This is a genomic window from Prosthecobacter vanneervenii, assembly GCF_014203095.1.
GTDB classification, from domain to species: Bacteria; Verrucomicrobiota; Verrucomicrobiia; order Verrucomicrobiales; family Verrucomicrobiaceae; genus Prosthecobacter; species Prosthecobacter vanneervenii.
This window is the reverse complement of the sequence record NZ_JACHIG010000001.1, coordinates 1,066,104-1,083,040: the sequence shown is the minus strand read 5'-3', so window position 1 is coordinate 1,083,040 and position 16,937 is coordinate 1,066,104. Positions and strand designations below refer to the sequence as shown.

At 61.3% G+C, this 16,937-nt stretch carries 17 protein-coding genes; 9 read left to right on the top strand and 8 right to left on the bottom strand.

The window, feature by feature from the left end:
• Nucleotides 1-13: 13 nt before the first annotated feature.
• Both HNQ65_RS04155 and HNQ65_RS04150 read left to right on the top strand, forming a co-directional pair.
• The gene (locus HNQ65_RS04155; RefSeq protein ID WP_184338205.1) at nt 14-565 is read left to right on the top strand and encodes an RNA polymerase sigma factor; all 552 of its coding nucleotides are present in this window, start codon (nt 14-16) and stop codon (nt 563-565) included.
• A complete protein-coding gene (locus tag HNQ65_RS04150) occupies nt 562-2,040 on the top strand; it encodes a YfbK domain-containing protein (protein ID WP_184338204.1) in 1,479 nt (492 codons plus the stop codon). Before HNQ65_RS04155 ends, HNQ65_RS04150 begins: the two co-directional genes overlap by 4 nt.
• Nucleotides 2,041-2,202: 162 nt before the next feature.
• Here the strand turns inward: HNQ65_RS04150 and HNQ65_RS04145 are convergent, their stop codons facing one another.
• Complete coding sequence (locus tag HNQ65_RS04145; protein ID WP_184338203.1) at nt 2,203-3,021, bottom strand: CHAD domain-containing protein; 819 nt, start codon at nt 3,019-3,021, stop codon at nt 2,203-2,205.
• Between the two features lie 265 nt (nt 3,022-3,286).
• On the opposite strand from HNQ65_RS04145, the gene trxA reads away from it, so the two are divergent.
• The 4 genes from trxA (at nt 3,287) to HNQ65_RS04125 (ending at nt 8,777) form a co-directional block, all read left to right on the top strand.
• Complete coding sequence (gene trxA / locus HNQ65_RS04140; protein ID WP_184338202.1) at nt 3,287-3,616, top strand: thioredoxin; 330 nt, start codon at nt 3,287-3,289, stop codon at nt 3,614-3,616.
• Between the two features lie 231 nt (nt 3,617-3,847).
• Nucleotides 3,848-4,753 carry a protein-disulfide reductase DsbD domain-containing protein gene (locus HNQ65_RS04135; RefSeq protein WP_184338201.1) on the top strand — a complete coding sequence of 302 codons (906 nt, stop codon included), beginning with the start codon at nt 3,848-3,850 and terminating at the stop codon, nt 4,751-4,753.
• 216 nt (nt 4,754-4,969) lie between these two features.
• Nucleotides 4,970-7,729 carry a formate dehydrogenase subunit alpha gene (fdhF, locus tag HNQ65_RS04130; protein WP_184338200.1) on the top strand — a complete coding sequence of 920 codons (2,760 nt, stop codon included), beginning with the start codon at nt 4,970-4,972 and terminating at the stop codon, nt 7,727-7,729.
• A gap of 16 nt (nt 7,730-7,745) precedes the next feature.
• Nucleotides 7,746-8,777, top strand: coding sequence for a hypothetical protein (locus HNQ65_RS04125; RefSeq protein WP_184338199.1), 1,032 nt, complete (start codon nt 7,746-7,748; stop codon nt 8,775-8,777).
• Nucleotides 8,778-8,834: 57 nt separating this feature from the next.
• Here the strand turns inward: HNQ65_RS04125 and HNQ65_RS04120 are convergent, their stop codons facing one another.
• The 4 genes from HNQ65_RS04120 to HNQ65_RS04105 all read right to left on the bottom strand — a co-directional run bounded on the left by HNQ65_RS04120 (nt 8,835) and on the right by HNQ65_RS04105 (nt 12,589).
• The gene (locus HNQ65_RS04120) at nt 8,835-9,470 is read right to left on the bottom strand and encodes an N-acetylmuramoyl-L-alanine amidase family protein (RefSeq protein WP_184338198.1); all 636 of its coding nucleotides are present in this window, start codon (nt 9,468-9,470) and stop codon (nt 8,835-8,837) included.
• 196 nt (nt 9,471-9,666) lie between these two features.
• Nucleotides 9,667-10,560, bottom strand: coding sequence for a type II secretion system protein (locus tag HNQ65_RS04115; RefSeq protein ID WP_184338197.1), 894 nt, complete (start codon nt 10,558-10,560; stop codon nt 9,667-9,669).
• A gap of 243 nt (nt 10,561-10,803) precedes the next feature.
• On the bottom strand, nt 10,804-11,616 hold the full coding sequence (locus HNQ65_RS04110; protein ID WP_184338196.1) for a type II secretion system protein: 813 nt from the start codon (nt 11,614-11,616) through the stop codon (nt 10,804-10,806).
• A 154-nt stretch (nt 11,617-11,770) separates the two neighbouring features.
• Nucleotides 11,771-12,589, bottom strand: a complete 819-nt coding sequence (locus tag HNQ65_RS04105; protein WP_184338195.1) for an LpxI family protein — start codon at nt 12,587-12,589, stop codon at nt 11,771-11,773.
• A gap of 191 nt (nt 12,590-12,780) precedes the next feature.
• On the opposite strand from HNQ65_RS04105, the gene HNQ65_RS04100 reads away from it, so the two are divergent.
• Nucleotides 12,781-13,611, top strand: a complete 831-nt coding sequence (locus HNQ65_RS04100; protein WP_184338194.1) for an FkbM family methyltransferase — start codon at nt 12,781-12,783, stop codon at nt 13,609-13,611.
• Here the strand turns inward: HNQ65_RS04100 and HNQ65_RS04095 are convergent.
• Both HNQ65_RS04095 and HNQ65_RS04090 read right to left on the bottom strand, forming a co-directional pair.
• The gene (locus HNQ65_RS04095; protein ID WP_221306028.1) at nt 13,601-14,398 is read right to left on the bottom strand and encodes a TatD family hydrolase; all 798 of its coding nucleotides are present in this window, start codon (nt 14,396-14,398) and stop codon (nt 13,601-13,603) included. The two genes, HNQ65_RS04100 and HNQ65_RS04095, sit on opposite strands and share 11 nt — an antisense overlap.
• 127 nt (nt 14,399-14,525) lie before the next feature.
• Nucleotides 14,526-14,804 carry a hypothetical protein gene (locus HNQ65_RS04090; protein ID WP_184338193.1) on the bottom strand — a complete coding sequence of 93 codons (279 nt, stop codon included), beginning with the start codon at nt 14,802-14,804 and terminating at the stop codon, nt 14,526-14,528.
• A 107-nt stretch (nt 14,805-14,911) separates the two neighbouring features.
• Here HNQ65_RS04090 and moeB point away from each other — a divergent pair, with 107 nt between their 5' ends.
• Entirely contained in the window at nt 14,912-16,057 is a 1,146-nt protein-coding gene (gene moeB, locus HNQ65_RS04085; protein WP_184338192.1) for a molybdopterin-synthase adenylyltransferase MoeB, read from the top strand.
• A gap of 14 nt (nt 16,058-16,071) precedes the next feature.
• Nucleotides 16,072-16,281, top strand: coding sequence for a hypothetical protein (locus tag HNQ65_RS04080; RefSeq protein ID WP_184338191.1), 210 nt, complete (start codon nt 16,072-16,074; stop codon nt 16,279-16,281).
• A gap of 51 nt (nt 16,282-16,332) precedes the next feature.
• Here the strand turns inward: HNQ65_RS04080 and HNQ65_RS04075 are convergent, their stop codons facing one another.
• Nucleotides 16,333-16,713, bottom strand: coding sequence for a hypothetical protein (locus tag HNQ65_RS04075; protein ID WP_184338190.1), 381 nt, complete (start codon nt 16,711-16,713; stop codon nt 16,333-16,335).
• Nucleotides 16,714-16,937 lie beyond the last annotated feature (224 nt).

The window sequence follows — 16,937 nt, the reverse complement described above, 5'->3', positions numbered from 1 at the left end:
CCTGAACTTACGCATGCCCGACCCCCACGTACAGGATGAAGCCGCCGTGTTGGTCAGACGTGCCCTGGATCAGCATGAAAGCACGCTCATCGCTTACACGGCCAGCATTCTTGGTGGAGACACCGAGCGTGCACGCGATGTCGTGCAGGACGCCATGCTGCGCCTCTACCTCACCGAGCCCGACCGTGTGCGGGAAAACCTCAAATCCTGGCTCTTCACCGTCTGCCGCAACCGTGCCTTTGACATCCTCCGCAAGGAGCAGCGTCTCGACATCGGCAACGATGAACTTATCGAAGCCGCCACCGACCACGAGCCCGACCCCTCGCAGCACGCTGGCACGCATGAGCTCTACGAGCGCATCTGGCAGTGCGTGGACCGCCTACGCCCCAATCAGCGCGAGGTCGTCCGCCTCAAGTTTCTCCACGACTGCTCCTACCAGGAGATCGCTGGCATCACCGGCCTCAGTGTCGGCAATGTCGGCTTCATCATGCACCATGCCATCAAAAAACTTCGCGAGCTGATGAACAACGACGTAAGCGAAGAATACACCCCTACGAGATCATGAACCCTCTTCAGGACAATCCCCACTTCACCGCCTATGCGCTCGGAGAGCTCAGCGGCGAGGAGGCGCGCGCCATGCATGAGATGCTGGCCACCACCCCCGCCGCCGCCCATGAGCTGGAGCAGATCGAGGCCGTGACAGACGCCCTCCGCCATGGCGCTCCGATCCCCCTGGCACGCCTCACCCACGAGCAGCGCCACGCCGTGCTGCACCCCTCCAATCTCCCACGCCGCATTCAGCCCATGATGCCGCGCCCGCTGCGCAAGCCCGCTCCGCAGCTCTTCTGGCCCGTCATGGGCACGCTGGCCAAGATCGCCGCCGTGCTCGCCCTGACCGGAGCCGCCTTCTTTGCAGGCTGGTCCTTTGCCCCCGACATGCGTAGCGCCGCAGAGCAGGGGGACAAAGACGAGCCTGCTCGCAAGCCAGACTCCAGCGCCCCGCAGCTGGCAGCCACCGCTGCCTCTGCTGAAAAGCTCTCCCCCAAGAGTTTGCCCTCACCAGCACCAGCTCCTGTCGTAGCGGTTGCGCCCGCGCCTGTGGTCAATCCACAGCCGGTGGAAAAGAAGGAGGTGCAGGTTGTTGCCGTGCCTCCTGCTCCTGCCCCGGCGGCAGTTCCCGCCCCTGTGGTCGCCGTGGCCAAGGCTGATCCCGCCCCGGTGGCTGTCCCCGCACCTGCGGCCAAGGTTGCAGTTCCTTCAGGTTCCCCTACCCAGGGCTTTGCCATGGCCTCCGGACATGGCAGCTTTGTCAGCACCACCAAGCAGGCGGCCGACCAGTTCAGCCTTCGCCCCGCCCAACTACGCCCGCCGCCTCCAGCCAAACCCAAAGGCGAGATCTTTGCCTCCCCCGCTCCTCAGGCTGCGAACACCAACAAACCTGAGGCCAAAGCCGAGCGCCCCTCCCTCTACATCCACTCTTGGAAAGCCGAGGTGGCCTCCTGCCCGTGGAACCCCGCGCATCGTCTCATGCGCGTCGTCATTCAGCTCCCGGCAGATCAGTCCGCCGTGCTCTCCTCTGACGCCGCCTTCCCCGTGCAGGTCAGCTTTGACCAGGCCAACGTCAAACAGTACCGCATGCTCTGCGAGCGCCACCTCGCCGCCCCCGAGCGCCGCAGCGCCGGCAGCCATGTGCTCTGGTATGAATTCCAGCCCAACGGCACCGGAGACAACGCCCGCCAGGTTGCCACTGTGACTCTGCCAAACTCCCACTTCACCTCCCAGACTGTCGGCCCCTTTGACAGCAGCAAGCTTCAGGTCATCGACCGCGGTTACTCCCTGCTCAATGCGCGCGAGGACTTCGTCTTTGAGACCTCCGTTGTCGGTTTCGGCCTCCTTCTGCGTGGGGCAGACCACCTCGGCAGCCTGAATCATGACCTCGTGCTCAACCTGGCCAAACAGGCCAAGGGCACCGACACCTCCGGAGAGCGCACCCGCTTCATCCACCTCGTCCAGGACGCCCGCCGCGCCGCAGGTCTGTAAGTCTGCGCGCTGGGGCAGGGGGGCTTGTTGTGTCCAGCAAGCCTTGTACTACCTAGAGCGGTTTTCAGCATCATCCGCATGCGAACGAAACGTGTGATGCGTCCATACCACCAAATGCTCGAATGCAGTAGCTGCTGGTGCTTGGCACATTCCGGATGGCGCTCACACACTCTGCATGATCCGTCCGCTGAACCGCGTGTTGTGCGGTGCATACAGCTTGTGCCCCAGTGCCAGATAGCGCTCCCGCAGCTCCTCGCGGTGCTCCTGCATCACCTCCTGCCACGGGCTGCGCCGCACGGCAAAAGCGGGCTCCGTCGCCAGATTGGCCAGGTCCTGGTCACGCCCCAGCAGATGTCCCAGGCGCTGTGTGCGCCGGATGCGCCGGGCCGCCCCGCGCAGGTGGGAGAGCGCCAGCGTTTGGAAATACAGGTCCTTCACCCGGTGCCGCCAGCGGTGCAGCGTGCGGGAGTTCGTCGTTTCGCACGACTCCTTCATCAGCCGCCGCCCCTTGCGGTAGCAGCGCGCATGCTCCTCTAAAATCTGCTCCTCCGTCAGCGTCTCGATGCAGGTGCTGTCGATCAGACGACCCATCGCATAAAGCTGGTGCAGCAGCCCTGCGGCGGCAGGTGCCTTGGCCGTAGCTCCCGTGATCTGCGGGCGGTGGCGCGGTGCCAGGTGAAAGCGGCGCGCCAGTTTGTCCAGCAGCCTGCAGCGTACCACCTGCTCCCGGTTTCCGGCGCAGGCGTTTTTCACCGTACGCAGGTGCTGCCGCATGGCCTGCATCGTCTGCTCTTCCATGCCTGCCTGCGCCAGCCGCAGCAGCGCCAGCATCTTCTTCATGCGCACGCGCAGCTGGTGGGTGGCGCTCTCTTCGTGCGCGGCCATCCTCCGCACATCATCTTGTGCGCGATCGCACAGCTGATGCAGCAGACGCTTCAACCTCCGGCCCGTCAGGCCCGCAGAGTGGCGGCTTGGCTTCATGGACAGCCATTCAGCCGTGAGTCCTCCGAAACGGCAAGAAAGAGTTTTTCACATTCGTCAATTCTTCCTGGTAACAACCCCTCCTAAATGAATCTTTTGCTCGATTGACTCCAATCTTTGGGGCTGCTGGAAATGTCGTCACATTCGGCCGTGGGCGCTTTTTTCAGCCTGTTGGGCCGGGTAGGCGAAAACTTTCGTTGATTCATGTGTCTCCGATGCCAGCGTGCGGCCGTAACCTTTCTCTCCACCCCACCCTATCCACATCATGGCCAGCGAAGCAGTCGTCACCCTCACCGAAGCAAATTTTGAAGCCGAAATCTCCTCCTCCACCGTTCCGGTGATCGTGGACTTCTGGGCTGAATGGTGCGGGCCCTGCCGCATGCTGGGACCCATCCTCGACGACCTCGCCAAAGAGCAGGCCGGCAAGGTCAAGATCGGCAAGGTGAATGTGGATGAAGCGCCCAATCTCTCCGCACAGTTCAGCGTGCGCTCCATCCCAATGCTCGTCTTCTTCAAAGGCGGCAAGGCTGTGGAAAGCGTCGTCGGCGTGCAGTCCAAAGACGCCCTGACCAAGCGCCTCGCCGCACTCGCGTAAGCGAAGCTGGTTCCCATCTTCCCGCTCTGCATCCCAGGGTATTCGTAAAACACCGCAGGCCAGTCCCTGCGGTGTTTTTTTTTCGCAGAGCAGGCACACGCGCTTGTTCTTCCTTTCCCCAATCTTGGGAACCATTTGCCCCACTCAGGCGCGTATCCATACTGCCCCTTCCGGAGCGCGGGCCGCCGAGCCCGCAGCATTCCGCCGCCACCCCTCGTTCTGCCTTTCCACATGCTCACCTTCAACCGTTCGCAGACACACGTGTCCCTCGGCAGTTCCTGCCGCTTTCTGCTGCTGCTCCTACTGGCATTTTTCATCTTTAAGCCTTCAGCTTTCTCCCAGACCGGCCTCAAGATTCAACTCGTCTCCGAGACCACCGCCATCGTTCCTGGTCAGCCCTTCACCGTCGGCCTCTGGCTGCAGCATCAGCACGGCTGGCACACCTACTGGCGCTTTCCTGGCATCGTCGGCGTGGCCACGCAGATGAAGTGGAATCTGCCACGTGGCTGGAAGGCCGGGCCGCTTGTCTATCCCGAGCCCGAGCGCACCCTCATGTTTCAGATCAAGGCGCAGGGATTCGAGCGCGATGTCATGCTGCGCACCCAGATCACCCCTCCCGCCGATCTCAAGCCGGGGCAGACGCTCACCCTCGGCGGCACCGCCTCCTGGATGTGCTGTGGCAATACCTGCCACCCCGCATCCTTGGATCTCAGTCTGAGTCTCCCCGTGGCCGCCGCCGCCGGGCTGGATAAACAATGGCACCCGCTTTTCGAAGCCGAACGCGACCGAGCCGAGCAGCCCAGCGCCGCCTGGACCTCCACCGTCACCGAAAAGGGCGACCAGATCACCCTCATCCTCCGACCCGCCACCTCCGAGGCCCGCATCTGCAAGAACCAGCGCGAAGCCGACAAGATCATCGCCTTTACCGAAGATGGCTGGTTCGACAGCGACAAGCCCCAGACTCTCCTCCTCCACTCCGACGGCACCCTCACCATCACTCTGATCAAAGCGGATACCTACATCAGCGGTTCCACCCCGCCGAAAACCCTCCGCGCCATCCTCCGCAACGACGAAGGGTGGCTGCAGGGTGGAAAACTACGATGCCTGCAGATCGAGCCGAAGATTGTGCGGGAGTGACGGCCCTTAAGGGCTTCCAGTGATCGCGCGGTCGATAAATTTCGGCGGTGCGTCTTCGTGCGCACGCTGAGCGTTGATAGATTCGGCCTGATGCCGAGAGCTTTTCGACATCGCACCGCACCCGAAAAACACATGATTTTCCTGCGAAAACACCTTCCCGAGAGCGGTTCTATTCATTAAACTGTTCTCCACCCCTACCACCTCACGCGCGCACCCATGGTCAAGGATCTTTCCACCCTCACCGCATTCATCGACGGCGATGCTTACAGCTTCAATGAAGGCGATACGCTGCTCGATTTCATTGACCGTCATCGCGGGCGCGGCCATGTGCCCACGCTGTGTGATGCGCCGCAGCTCGATCCCTATGGCGCCTGCCGCGTGTGCTCGGTGGAAGTCGCTTTGCAGGCCGATGGGCCACGCCGCGTGGTGGCGTCCTGCCACACGCCGCTGACGGCGGGCATGCATGTCTTCACCGAATCGCAGAAGGTGCGGAAGCTGCGCAAGAACATCGTCGAGCTCGTGCTCACTGACCATCCGCTGGACTGCCTGACCTGCGAGGTGAGCGGCAACTGCGAACTGCAGACCGTGGCGGCCAAGGTGGGCATCCGCAAGGTGCGCTATCCTGCCGGTGCCAACCATCTGGACCGCAAGAAGGACCTCTCCCACGCCTACATGACGTCAGAGCTCTCCAAGTGCATCAACTGCGCCCGCTGCGTGCGTGCCTGCGATGAGATCCAGGGCCAGCACGTGCTCTCCATGCATGGCCGCGGCTTCAATGCCAAGATCATCAAGGGGCTGGACCAGTCCTTCGCCGACTCCGAGTGCGTCTCCTGCGGCGCCTGCTCCCAGGCCTGTCCCACCTCAGCCATCAGCGATGTGTTTTTCTCCAAGTCCATCGAAGCGACGAAGAAGACCCGCACCATCTGCACCTACTGCGGCGTGGGCTGCAATCTCAACGTGGCGACGAAGGGTGATCAGGTGCTCAGCATCCAGGCCCCGGTGGACGCCGAGGTGAACCACGCGCACACCTGCCTCAAGGGGCGCTTTGCCTTCAAGTTCTACAATCACAAAGACCGCCTGCGCACCCCGCTGATCAAGCAGCCGGACGGCCAGTTCAAGGAAGCCACCTGGCAAGAGGCTTACGACCACATCTTTACCAACCTGACCCGTATCAAGGCGGACCACGGCGGCCAGTCGGTGGCGGGCATCTCCTCCGCACGCTGCACCAATGAGGAAAACTACCTCATGCAGAAGTTCATCCGCAACGTGATGGGCACCAACAACATCGACTGCTGCGCCCGCGTCTGCCACTCGCCCACCGCCTGGGGCATGCAGAAGAGCTTTGGCACCGGTGCCGCCACCAATTCGTATGAGGACATCGAGCACACTCGCTGCATCCTCGTCATCGGGGCGAATCCCACGGAAGGCCATCCTGTGACCGGCGCACGCCTGAAGCAGCACATCATGAAGGGCACGCCGCTCATCGTGATCGATCCGCGCAAGATCGAGCTGGTGCCCTATGCCAAGCACCACCTGCAGCTCCGCCCTGGCACCAACGTGGCGCTGCTCAACATGTTTGCCCGCTGCATCCTTGATGCTGGTCTGGTGAAGACCGACTTCATCAAAAAGCGCTGCGAAAACTGGGAGGAGTTTGAAGCCGGACTGCGTGCGCTGGATCTTGCCGAGCTGGAAAAGATCACTGGCGTCAGCATCGACCTCGTTCGTGCCGCCGCCATCGAGTACGCCTCTGCTGAGGCCGCCATGAGCTTCCACGGCCTGGGCGTCACCGAGCACCAGCAGGGCGCCAAGACCGTCATGCTTATCTCCAATCTGGCGATGATGACCGGCAACATCGGCCGCCCCGGCGTGGGCGTGAACCCGCTGCGCGGCCAGAACAACGTGCAGGGTGCCGCAGACATGGGCTGCCAGCCGCATCAAGGCGCAGGCTATTACGAAATGGCCGATCCCCAGGTGCAGCAGCGCTACGCCGACTTCTACGGCGTGCCCACACCCACCGAGCCCGGCTGGAAGATCCCGCAGATGTTTGATGCCGCTATCGAGGGCAAGCTGAAGGCCCTCTGGCTCATGGGAGAAGACGTGGTGCAGACCGACCCCGACGCCCACCACGTACGCCATGCCATGGAAAGCCTGGAGTTCCTCGTGGTGCAGGAGATCTTCATGACGGAGACCGCCAAGTACGCGGACGTCATTCTTCCCGCCTCCTCCTTCCTGGAAAAGAGCGGCACATTCACCAATGCCGAGCGTCGCGTGCAGCGTGTGAACGCTACGGTGAAGCCGCTGCCCGGCACCAAGCCCGACGGCCAGATCCTCTGCGAGGTGTTGCAGCGTTTTGGCGTGGCCCAGCCAGACTATACGCCAGATGGCGTGCTGGCGGAGGTGGCGCAGATCGTTCCCTTCTTCAAAGGCATCACCTGGGAAAATCTGGGAGAGAACGGCCTGCAATGGCCTGTAAAGGAAGGCGGCGTGGATACGCAGATCATGCACCAGGAGCAGTTCACCCGAGGCAAGGGGCACTTCCATTTCTTCTCCTGGAAGGAATCCACCGAGCTGGAAACCCACCGCGGCGAGTTCCCCTTTATCCTCACCACCGGACGCATCCTGGAACATTACAACTGCGGCACCATGACACGCCGCACCGGCAACAGCGAGATCGTGGGGCAGGACTACCTTTCCCTCAATCCCGCCGACGCCCAGCGAAAAGGCATCCGCAGCGGCGACATCGTGCGCCTCTTCAGCGCCCGTGGCGAGGTGGAACTGGAGGCCCGTGTGACGGATGAGGTCAAGCCCGGCATCCTCTACACCACCTTCCATTTCCCCGACGCCATGGTGAACAACGTCACCGGCCAGGGCTGTGATGGCGATACGATGTGCCCCGAGTACAAAGTCGTGGCCGCCGATGTGGAACTCGTGCGCGCCGGCAAACCGAAGAAGAAGCGCATGATGGAGATGGTGTAATCCATGACATGATCGTATGCGCCGAGGCCTCACAGCATCACTGATCAGTGTGCTCTGCTGCGCCTCGCTGCATGCCGAGTCATTGGTCATTCCCGTAGCTGGGCAGGGCTGGCAGGTCACCTTTGACGGTCCCGTGCCCGCGATGGAGAACCTGATGCCGAATGAGCACGGTCTGGAATACCGTTGCAGCGACGGGCGTTTCAGTCTTGTGGTCGTGGTGGAGCCTCCTGCTGCATCAGGTGGAGACAGCGTGGCCTGCCGCGATGATGTCTGGGCTCAGGCCAGGCAGAATGCACAGATCCAGCAGGCCAGCGTGCAGCAATGGAGCGCACCAGGATGCGAATGTGTCGAATACCTGACCGCCGACGCCGGTAAAGACGACAAGTCTGTACAGGCAAATCTCATCTGCTGCCTCGCCTATCGTGGCAAGTGGATCCATCTGCAGGCATCAGTCACGGCGGCGAAAGACGAAGACCGCTCAATGCTCAAGCATCTGGCTCAGTCGCTGTCCTGCGGCCCATTCACTGAGTGGAAAGGTGGGAGGCGCCAGTTCATCTTCGGTGACCTGGGGCGGCTGCAAATCGAGATTCCTTCGGGCTGGTGGGTGGGCAACATGAGCACCGCCAAAGGACTCGGACTGCCAGAGCAATGGACTGTTTCTCTTTTCTCCGCCAGCGATCCCAACAAAAGCTGGATGATGACGTTTTTTCACAGCACCGCACGTTACACCACGATGGAAGACATCCGGCGTACGGCTGAAAATGCGCAGCAGAAAGCAGTCATCCGGTCGGTGGAGGGAGCAATGAATCTGCAGGAGATCAAGCTGGCCAAAGGCGTCGGCTGTCAGGCGTCCTATACTGACGCCTTCATGGTCGGAAAGCCCGTCGAGGTGGGGCTGCCCAGGGTGTCTGCGTCCGCTTTTGTGGCGCCTCTGCCAGATATTCTGGGAACCATTTCCATCATGGCAGACGATGTGAAAGACCCCTACTTCCAGGCGGCGATCAAGGCTCTGGATACCCTTGAATGGGAGCCTGCAAAAGCGGAGTAATGATGCCTATCCACGTCGTGGAATGCACCTACCACAGTTCCGGCTAAGGACGCTGTCTCACTTGGACTTGCGAAACGCCACGATGCCTTGGGCTATGCCTTCGGCGATCTTGGCGCGAAATTCGCCCGTAAGCATGTGGGAGCGCTCGGTGGAGTTGCTGACAAAACCGCACTCCACCAGCACGGCGGGGTTTTTCGTGGTGGCGCGGATAACATGGAAATTGGCGCTCTTGACACCACGATTGGTCATGGCGGTGCGCTGCACCAGATAGGCTTGGATGTATGCTGCCAGCATGTAGCTGGAGGAAAAATGGTAGTAGGTCTCCACTCCGGAGCCGCTGCCGCCGCGGTTGTAGTTGTAGTGGATGCTCACAAAAATGGCATTCCCACGGCTGTTTCCCAGCGCGGAGCGGTCTTGCAGCGGAATGAAGACATCCCGGCTGCGGGACATGATGACTTTCAGCCCCTCTTTGCGCAGCAGTTGCTCCACCCGGCGTGCGGTGTCCAGTGCCAGGTGCTTTTCATACACGTAGCCGATTGCTGCGCCACGGTCATGGGCCCCGTGTCCTGGGTCCAGGATCACCGTGTCAAAAGCGCTCGCTTTGCCCGCCAGCATCAGAACCATCAGGGCGGCCCAGAGGGAGCCGATGAGCGTGCGGTTCAGTGCATGGCGAGGGGTGGGGAAAGTCGGCATGTGCAGGTGGTTTTCGGGAGAGGGTGGCAAACGGCAGGCGGCCTGCAATTTTCGCCACATGACAGTAATCCAAGATGCCGGGGAAGGGGTCAAGTGGTTTGCCTTCAAACCGGCCTTTGGAAGTGCAAAAAAAGCCGCCGGATGAGATACATCCGGCGGCGTGGAAGGTACAATGATGCCTTAGGCTAGAGCAAAATTACTGGCCAAGAGGGGAGGGGGGAAGACCTCCTGGGGCAGCAGGTGCGCCAGGCAGGCCAGGGGCACCAGGTGCGGGGGGCAGGCCACCAGGCAGGCCGCCAGGAGCACCGCCAGGTGCGCCAAAGGCGGGAGGGGGCATTCCAGGAACGCCGCCCAAGGCTCCGCCAGGGCCGCCGGCAGTGCCGCCGCTCTGCATGCCATTGTTGCTGTAGATGATGCCAAGCACACGCTGAGGGATGTTCTGTGCAGCCTGGGTGAAGGAGTCCATGCCGCCTGGCAGGATCTTCGGACCCACCATGCCGCGCTTGCCGCTGAGCTTTTCAACCGAGACGCTGCCGTCGTTGCGGCCGATGATGATGGCACCACCGGTCCAGGTGCGGCCGGGCTTCACCTGGCCTGCCAGGTCGGCGTTCCACTGCGGAGGCCAGCCCTGGGTTGCGGGATTTTCAAACACGATGGGCATGTTGCCCACGCTGGTGTCAGTCTGGCCTGCGGTCATGGCCCAGTGGTTTTCGCCGGGCATGAGGGCATTGCCGTAGTTTGGCGGCTGGCCGATCACGTTGTCTGGAGTGTAGCCGGCAGGGCAGCCGAAGATGCGCTCGTCGGTGACGATCTGCTCCTGGATCATGTAGCGGAAGGCGTCATTGGCGGTCTGGGCCTGGCTGCCAGTCAGCGGGTTGGGGACTGAATCAGGGTACTGGCTGTTATTGTCCTTGGAGAACTGCTTCAGCGAGAGGATGATCTGCTTGGCGTTGTTCACGCCTTTCATCTGGTTGCCTTGGGTCTGCACCATGGTGAAGGCGGGCACGGCCAAGCTCGCGAGAATCGCGATGATCGTGATCACCACCAACAACTCGATGAGAGTGAAGGCTTGGTTTCTTTTTGTTTTCATTGGAGGCGTATGTTTTGCGGGTTGGTTATGATGTTATGTGGCTCCGGAATAAACCGGTATCCATCTGATTAGACCCAACCAGCCTCTGAAATGCGAGAAAAAAATGACACCTTTCTCGGTAGGGCGGGAGACGACTGAAGTTCGGCGCCGGCGCTGCTGGAGTTCTGAAGATCAAAGCATAAAAAAGCCGCCGGGCGGCATGCACCCGGCGGCTTGGAGTTTAGCTACAGTCTCAAGCCAGGATCACAGTCCCGAAGGAGGCAGCGCTCCGGGTGCGGTCGGGGCCACAGGCACTTGGGATCCGGGCAGCCCTTCAGTCGCGGGTGGTGGCAGGGTGTCCGGCTGGCTGTTGGGCGGCAGGCCTGCGCCGCTGTACACCACCGGCAGGATGCGCTGCGGGATGCCCTCGGAGGCCTGGGTGAAGAGGTTCACCCCGCCTGCCATCATTTTGGGGCCCACCATGCCCTTGGCGTCCGACAGCGTCTCCACAGACACGCTGCCGTCATTGCGACCGATGATGATCTTGCCGCCGGGCCAGGTGCGGCCGGGAGCTATCTGACCTGCCATGTTCGCATTCCACTGGGGAGGCCAGCCGGGGGATGCGGGGTTTTCAAACACGAGGGGCATGCTGCCCACCGCGGTGTCCGTCTGGCCAGCCGTCAAGGCCCAGTGGTTCTCTCCTGGCGTAAGCGCCTGGCGGAAGTCTGGGGCCGCACCCAGGCTGTTGTCCGGGGTGTAGCCGGCGGGGCAGCCAAAGATGCGCTCGTCCGACACGATCCTTTCCTGGATCATGAGGCGGAAGGCGTCGTTGGCGTTTTGCGCCAGGCTGCCTGTCACGGGATTGACCACCGTGTCGGGGTACTGGCTGCTGTGTTCTTTGGAGAACAGCTTCATCGAGGTGATGATCTGTCTGGCGTTGTTGACGCCGCGGGTCTGATTGGCCGTCGTCTGGATCGCTGTGTAGGTGGGCACGGCCAATCCCGCGAGAATCGCGATGATCGTGATCACCACCAACAACTCGATCAGAGTGAAGGCGTGGTTTAGTTTCGTTTTCATTTTATGCTTATCTTATCGTTTGGTTATTATGTTATCTGAACAGCGGAATAATCCGCTATTCAGCCTTATTAGACCCAAACGAGGGCTAAAATACGAGACTAGAATTGAGCCGTCCCCGGTGTGGTGGCAGACGTATGGCAGACCTAGGTGAAACCTAGCCTATCGCCAGCAGCGTCACCTTCAGCTCCAGGCACAGCCTGAAGACTTCCTCCCGCCCCAGCAGCAGGGTCATGCCTGCCTCCACCGCGATCACATCCACCCCGGCACCGGCTGCGGTGCGGATCGTCTCCGGGCCCACCACGGGCACGTCAAAGCGCATATCCTGGTTGGGCTTGGAAACCTTCACCATCGTGGCACCGCCGCGGCCTAGCGCACCGCCGCGTTTGACCGCTTCGTTCGTTCCCTCAAAGGCCTCCACCGCCAGCACCGTGCCGTTCTTGACCACCACCGTCTGGCCGATGTCCAGCCGGCTGCTTTCCTTGGCGATCTTGAATCCAAACTCCGCATCCTCCACCCGGCGCTTTTTGATCTGCGGCCCCGCCACATGCCCGGGCTTGGGCATCAGGTCTTCAAGAAATGTCGTGGCCGGCAGCAGGGTGATGCCATCTTTCGCCAGCTCATTGGCAATGCCGCCAAACAGCGTCTCCGCATTCCGCTCCTTCAGCCGCGCCATCATGATCAGCGTTCGCAGGTCAGGGCGCAGGTCGAAGAGGTTTTTGGGCGCTATCTGGCCCACCATCACCGTCTGCGTCACGCCCTGCTTTTTGAAAAAGGAGATCATCTTGCCCAGCTGGCCCACACGGAACCACTCGATGGCGTCCACCATCCCTGCCAGCTCCGGCTTTGTCTCATTCGTAAACGCCGCCGCCACCAGCTTTCGCACTCCAGCCTTCCGCGCCGCCGCCACAAAGGTTTCCGGGTAAATGCCGTTGCCGGCGATGAGGGCGATGTTGTCGAGATTTGGCGCGGTCATTCGGTCAGAGTTCTGATCTTGCACGCAGCAGCGCCGAAGTGCAATCCCCTGGCTCCTCGAACTGGTGTCCGAAGTTTTGCTATTTATCTCCTCACATGCCGCCGAAATAATCACTGGCACCCTGGGCGGGCGTGCGGCATGCATGCCCGCGCTTCGGGTGTTTGAAATCTTTGCCCGCCGCCTATGCTCGCATGGAGCCTCTTCCAGAAATCTCGAAAAATCAGCTTTCCGGCGGCGCACGGCTCAAGGCGTTGATCCATGGCTTCCTTTTGCATGTTCAGGTGCTGGGCCTTGTTCGTGGACTGGTGGTCTGGCTGCGTGTTCATGTGCTCGGCCAGTCTTTTGAGATCTCCGTCCAGGCACCCGGGGTGCAGACTCCGGTGATGCTGCGTGCTGGAGAAACTGACATGCAAGTCTTCAAGAAAATATTCCTGGACCACGAATACCGTCTGCCCTTCCAGGCGAGTCCCATGGCCATCATGGACCTGGGGGCCAATACTGGACTGGCCTCGCTGTATTTTCGTGCCCAGTTTCCAGAGGCACTGATCGTTGCTGTGGAGCCCGAAGAGGGGAATTTTGCCATGATGCAGCGTCACCTAGGCGGGCTGCCGGGCGTGATGATGGTGCGCGCTGCCGTATGGAGTCATGATGGAGAGATATTCCTCGCAGATCCGGGTATCGGCTCCTGGGGCATGCGAGTGGAGGATCAGCTGCAGAATGTGTCCGGACCATGCAGCGGCTGCCTGGTGCCTGCTGTCTCCATGCCGACGCTGTTGCGCCATTTTCCCGGAGGTCGGGTGGACCTGCTCAAAGTGGATGTGGAAGGCGCCGAAAAAGAAATTTTTGAATCCAGCGCCGCATGGATCCATGACATCGACGCCATCGTCATCGAACTGCATGACCGCTATAAGCCCGGCTGCAGCCGCGCCTTCTTCACCGCTGTTCCCAGCTTGCCGTGCGAGAGATTGATCGGAGAAAACTTCTTTGTCTGGCGGCCAGCGAGCAGTCAGGTCACATCTTAAACTTCCCGCTCTGCCCCATAAAGGCACGCGGGTTGTCCCAGGCCACGCGCTGGATCATCTCGGGGCTCCAGCCACGCTGGCGCATGGCCTGCATGGTCTTGGGCACGGCCAGGGGATCGCTCACGCCCCAGTCACAGGCGCTGTTCATCCAGATGCGTTCCGCCTGCCGATGTTCCAGCATGTCGATGGCGCGGTGCGGGGTGCATTTGCTCTCGGGGTAGAGGGTGATGCCTGCCCAGAACCCATGGTCGAGCACATGGTCGATGGTGTGCTCCTCCACGTGGTCGATGATCACGCGTTCCGGCTTGATCTCGGGGAAGTTTTTCAGCGCATCCACGATGAGGCGCGTGCCTTTCAACTTGTCTTCCAGGTGCGGGGTATGGATGAGGACGAGCTGATCGTAATCCTGCGCCACCTGCACATGCTGCTCAAAAATACGCAGCTCATTGCGGCTGTTTTTGTTCAGCCCGATCTCGCCGATGCCCAGTACGCCGGGCTTGTCGATAAACTGCGGGATCAGCGCGATCACATCCTCCGCCAGCTTCAGGTCCTCGGCCTCCTTGGGATTGATGCACAGCCAGCAGTAGTGCTGGATGCCAAACTTGGCCGCACGCTTGGGCTCATATTCCGTGATCTGGCGGAAGTAATCATAAAAGCCCTCTGCGCTGGCGCGGTCAAAGCCTGCCCAGAAAGCGGGCTCGCAGATGGCCTGGCAGCCGGCCAGCGCCATGCGCTCGTAGTCATCCGTGGTGCGGCTGACCATGTGGCCGTGGGGCTCGATGTACATGAGGGGAAGTTTACGGTGGTTGACGGTTGTTTACGATTGTTGACAGTGGTTGGCGATCAGGTGGTTTCGAGGTCTGGAAGGATTGGAAAAACAACCGTCAACCATCGTCAACCACTGCAAACTACCGTCAACTCTTATACGCTCCGATGGCCCCCTGCATCGCCGCTTTTTCCACGGGCTCGGAGCTGGGGTCGCTGAAGCTCAGGAGCACATCGCGGGCGCGCTGCGGTTTGTCTTGGGAGAGCAGGGAGATTGCGTTTTTCAGCGCCTGCACACGGAAGTCGCCCTCTTGCCCGGCGCGCTGCACGCGGTCGAGAAAGGCGGCGAGGTCGATGAGCTTGGAGCGCGAATCCATGAAGCCCAGATCGACCAGATTGACTTGGGTTGGGGGAGTCCAATCAGGCATGGCAGTGACAGTTTAGGCACGACCGGCTTTCCCGCAACCGCTGGATCATCGGAGTGCCCGCATCACTTGTAACGGCTCACGCCGCGTGCTTAACTGCATGTCCTCCCATGCCCGACCTCTCCCCAGCCGAACTCTCCCGCTACGCCCGTCATCTGGCCATACCGGAGTTTGGCCTGGAGGGGCAGCGGAAAATGCGTGGCGCGCGTGTGCTCTGCATCGGGGCGGGGGGGCTGGGCTCTCCCATCGCTTTGTATCTGGCGGCGGCTGGTATCGGCGGGCTGGGCTTGGTGGACCCGGATGTTGTGGAGATCACCAATCTGCAGCGCCAGGTGCTCTTTGGGCAGAAGGACCTCGGGCGTAAAAAGCTCGACGCCGCGCGGGACCGTCTGGCGGATGTGAATCCCCACGTGGATGTGCAGGTGCATCCCGAGCTCTTCACCGCCGCCAATGCCATGCGGATCGCCGCGGACTACGACGTCATCATTGACGGTACAGACAATTTTCCCACTCGCTATCTCAGCAATGATGTGGCCGTGTGGCTGCGCAAACCGAACGTGTATGGCAGCATCCTGCGCTTTGACGGTCAGGTGGCCGTTTTTGCCCCGCATCTGGGCGGGCCCTGCTACCGCTGCATGTGCCCGCAGCCTCCGCCTCCTGGCCTGGTGCCCTCCTGCGCAGAGGGCGGCGTGCTCGGTGTGCTGCCCGGCATCATCGGCAGCCTGCAGGCGCTGGAGGCCATCAAGCTTATCACTGGCGTTGGCCAGCCGCTTCTCGGCCGCCTGCTGCATGTGGACACCCTGAGCATGCGTTTCCGCACCCTGACCCTGCGGCGCGACCCCGACTGCCCCGTGTGCGGAGAGCGCCCCAGCATCACCCAGCCCATCGACTACCAGGGCTTCTGCGGCATTTCCTCTGCACCCACTTCCGTCCCTTCCGTTCCATCCATGACCGTCCACGAACTCAAACAGCTCCGCGATGCCGGAGACGACCACTTTCTGCTCGATGTGCGCGAGCCCCATGAGCAGAGCATCTCCCGTATCGCCGGTGCGGTGCTCATCCCTTTGGGCCAGCTCGGCGAGCGCAGCGCCGAGCTGCCGCGAGACAAGCGCATCCTCGTACACTGCAAGAGCGGAGGCCGCAGCGCCCGCGCCGTGAGCCAGCTGCGCGAGCAGGGCTTTGAAAACGTCTGGAACATCTCCGGCGGCATCATCGCCTGGGCGCGTGAGATTGATCCTTCCATGGCAGAATACTAAAGTAACCTAAGCGAATGAAGCCCTCCGAAACTGCCTCGGCCTCCACCACCTGGCTCGACGATTTCCTGCCCCTGCTGCGCTGTCCTGACACCCACCAGCCCCTGCGCCGTGCCACGGCCGAAGAGTGCGCCTCCTGCCAGATGAGCGCTGCGCTGGCCACGCAGGATGGCACCCGCCTTTTCATGATTGATAACGGCATTCCCATCCTGCTGCCGCAGCAGTGAGGTGGGCTGTGTTCTGGCTTGTTCCAAAGCGCGGGGCCTAACAAAGATCGTTCAGATCATTGCGCCATCCCATGCTTGCATGGCCAAGGCATGATGCGTGCCGGTGTCGTGACTCTTGTGGGCAAAGGGGCGCGGGGTCAGGTTTGAGATGCTCAGAAGTACCAGCAGGCCCAGCACGGCGGCCAGGCGAAGCAGCCCAGACGCCAGCGCCAGAAATCTCATGGAGGGAGTCACACGCAGATTGGAATCAAAGCACATCAGACTCCATGTCCATCGCCACATGCCCTGACTGTCCACCACGCGGCGCGGGATTCCCTTTTGCTCTGCCCAAGCAGCATTGTGCCGCCACACGGCCGGCAGCAGCAGCAAATCGAGCAGCAGCGACAGTGTGAAGCAGGAGATGAACAGGAAAAAGAGAGTCGTCTCAGGCATCCGGGCGGGCGATCATAAAGCAGGATTTGAGCGCTCGCAGAAAATAAACTAAAAAAATCGCATCCTGAAATGCTCGTCCAGCCGCCACCTTGGTGAGGTGCTAAGCCTAATGCTGTCTGTCATTGGTACCGTGCGTGGGCTGCACTCGTGCCGTAGCATCTGAAGGTCCAAGGCTGCGCTTTTTAGAACGACGCGCACAAAGAACACCCGCCCCACAACGATCC